Below are 2,938 nucleotides of genomic sequence, written 5' to 3'. Positions count from 1 at the left end.
TATATATTCCACCACCTTCGGCCCCTGCAGCTGTATTACCACTCACCGTGACGTTTGTCAGCGTAAGGTTGTCTTCATTATAAATACCGCCACCGATGCCGGCGCTGTTGTCACTCACGGTGACATTTGTAAGCGTGGCTGTGGTCCAATTATATAAACCACCGCCCTTACCTGAACTCGAATCAGTTGACGTATTATTCGATATTTCCACATCAGTGAGCGTCATTGTTCCTTTATTGCTAATTCCTGAGCCATTCACAGCCTGATTATCCGATACTATAACTTGATTCAGCGTTAAGGTTGAATCTGGGTCTGCGACATTAATTCCGCCACCATCATCATAAATAAGACCACCTTTAACCGATAAATCGTTGAGTGTCAGATTACTATTCGGGCTTGTAAGATCGAAAACCCGGTCAAGTCCACCGCCATCAATAATAGTGTTGTCTGCATCGACGCCCTGAATCACAATAGTCGAGTTAACATCCAAGTCGCCAGTGATACTTGCGTTTTCACCTGTACCCACCAAACCCAGGGTATAGGTACCCGCGCCCAGCAGAATCGTATCATCCTCAGCAGAGGCATTGGCTTGCATAATGGCCGCACGTAAACTGGTCTTACCCAAGGCATCTAACGCTAGGTCGTCAAGGATATTAATGTCAATAGTGTCATCCGTGGTATTCACCACATAAGTCGCTAACAGTCCTTGCCATTCGCTCTCAACACTCTGTGCTTCGAAGGTAACGGTCGTGTTTATCTCACCAACCTGATACTCCAGATCCCAATCACCACCCAATGCTGCAGCGCCGGTTTTATCGTCGCTCGCTGCAATATCGGCACCCGTGATTGCGGCCAGCTGTTGAATAAAGGACTTGCCTTGTTCCGTTTGCGCAAAATCACAGCCGTAAATCAGAATGTCGGCATCTTCTGTTAACGATGAACCCCATGCAGAAAAAAGCTCTGCTTGGGAAAGTAATGAGTCGGTGGTCACTAAAGTAGAATTTAGATAGATCCCTTCTGACGTCGCATGGGTTAAAAGGTGTACTCCTGATATATTTTCATGAGCCGCTATGGCTTGCGTCATTTGCTGCAGCGCATCTTTTGCATTATCAAGGTATAAAATAAATAACTGTGAGTCAGAAGAGGTGACCTGAATCTGCTCAATCAGGATTTGTGAGTCTTCAATGCTGCTGTCAATGACCACTAACTCTACGGTTTGTTCAGCCGATGTGCTGCCGGGATTTTGAAACTGCTCAGGCTCTATTTGCGGAACAGCACTGTCATCTAAAGTAATAGCTGTCGGGAATGTTTGCTGTTGAAAATCGCTATCCATAGACAGGTCGGAAAGTTCAACGTTATCTATGGGATCAAAAGAGGTTGAGAGAAAATCCAACTCCCCTAAAACCGGTGCCACTCCCAAGGGATCCGCAGAAAAAAGAATGCGCGGCTCGAGCAACACCAGCTGATAAGGATGCCCGGATTGATTTTTTTGATCATTTTGTTCTTTTTTCATCTCGCAATTCCATTTGCCTGCACAGTTCTTAAAACAAACTGCTAACTTGTTATCCAGCATTTTGTTGAGTCGCTGCTATTTGTTGATCTTCCCCTTAAGGTTCTCCCTGGCTATTTCTGCCGCCTGACTCGTCTGAATCACTTTCTATTTCCAGAAAGCACTTGATCCCTGCAGGCAGTTCCCGCGCACTGTTATCCATGCTCAGGCGCACCCCGAATGTACCGCTCGCGACATCACCAATGGGGTCGATAACATCAATTTTTGCCTGATAGCCCCTAGTCTGATCAGTTTCCGGATAAACATTTGCAAACATGCCTTTTTTAAGCAGAGGGTAATGTTCCATCGGGTAGATCGCTTCGATATGCAGGGTGTCTATATCGACAATTTTGGCGATTGGCTGGCCATCAACATATTCACCCGGAAACTTATACTGCTTGGCGATAACGCCCTTGAAAGGGGCGTATACGAATTTATACTTCAGTTGCGCCTGCGCATGCTGCAGCTCTTGTTTGCGTATTTCCCTATTCTGGCGAATTTGTTCAATTCCCCAAAAAGCGTTTTCTTTCAAGCGAACAGCTTCATCCAAATCTCTTAGCGAGGCTAATTCATTACCGGATAATTTAGTTATCCGTTGCAGCTGAAGATTATAGAATTTCAGATTTGCTTTTTCTGCATTGTGCTCTGCGCTCAGGTTGGTTTTTATTTTGGCAAGCGTGATCGCGCTCTTCTCAACCTCAGTATTCAATTCTGCAACCAAATCACCTTTTTCAACCGTATGGCTAAGTGACTTATGTACAGCAGCAACGACACCGGCGACCGGCGCGCTGAGTTCAGCACTGCGACTGGGTATAATGACACAATCCACAGTAGGAAGTTGAGAAGCCGATAGAACGTTAAATGACATTAATGTGCAAAGCCATGGCAGGCCTTTAATTATAATTTTTTCCACTAACTATCCTTGTCCGCAGCGATGATTAAACAATCAACATAAAATGATAATACACACAGGCCAACATAAAATGATTGTCACCCACAAGTCAACATAAACAGTACGCAATACTATTTACTAAGCTGAAAGTGTGAGTTAGTTACGCTTATATGCCCCAATTGCTTGCAGATGCCAATTCAGAGGTAACCATCTCTGGCGTTATGAACCTTGACTTAGAGTGACTAAACCTGCAACTTCATGCATTGCCTTCGATTTATAGGAAAGGAGTCATCTATACCCATGTTACTTCAAGATGCAAAGTCAGCAAGGCAAATTATGCCGAAATGCTAGGCATAAAATTGAAGTATAGTTATTCTACATAGAGATTTTATAACAAAGCAGATTGGTATAATATGCCTTGCCCTACGGGGCACAAGCTCGAAAACCAGCGCTGCGTTGCACCAATCGAAAAGGGAATAACCATTACCTCATGTTGC

The 2,938-nt window shown here is 44.5% G+C and carries 2 protein-coding genes; both read right to left on the bottom strand.

Annotated features, from left to right (window positions below):
• The coding region (locus ABZA00_RS16765) for a DUF4347 domain-containing protein (protein ID WP_372883294.1) at positions 1–1,513 on the bottom strand (1,513 nt) is incomplete at its 3' end.
• Positions 1,514–1,607: 94 nt separating this feature from the next.
• The gene (locus tag ABZA00_RS16760; RefSeq protein ID WP_372883293.1) at positions 1,608–2,462 is read right to left on the bottom strand and encodes an efflux RND transporter periplasmic adaptor subunit; all 855 of its coding nucleotides are present in this window, start codon (positions 2,460–2,462) and stop codon (positions 1,608–1,610) included.
• Positions 2,463–2,938: the final 476 nt, after the last annotated feature.

This window comes from Psychromonas sp. (assembly GCF_041586535.1).
Taxonomy (GTDB): domain Bacteria; phylum Pseudomonadota; class Gammaproteobacteria; order Enterobacterales; family Psychromonadaceae; genus Psychromonas.
Note: the sequence above shows the minus strand (reverse complement) of the source record. Positions and strands in the feature narration are given on the sequence as shown.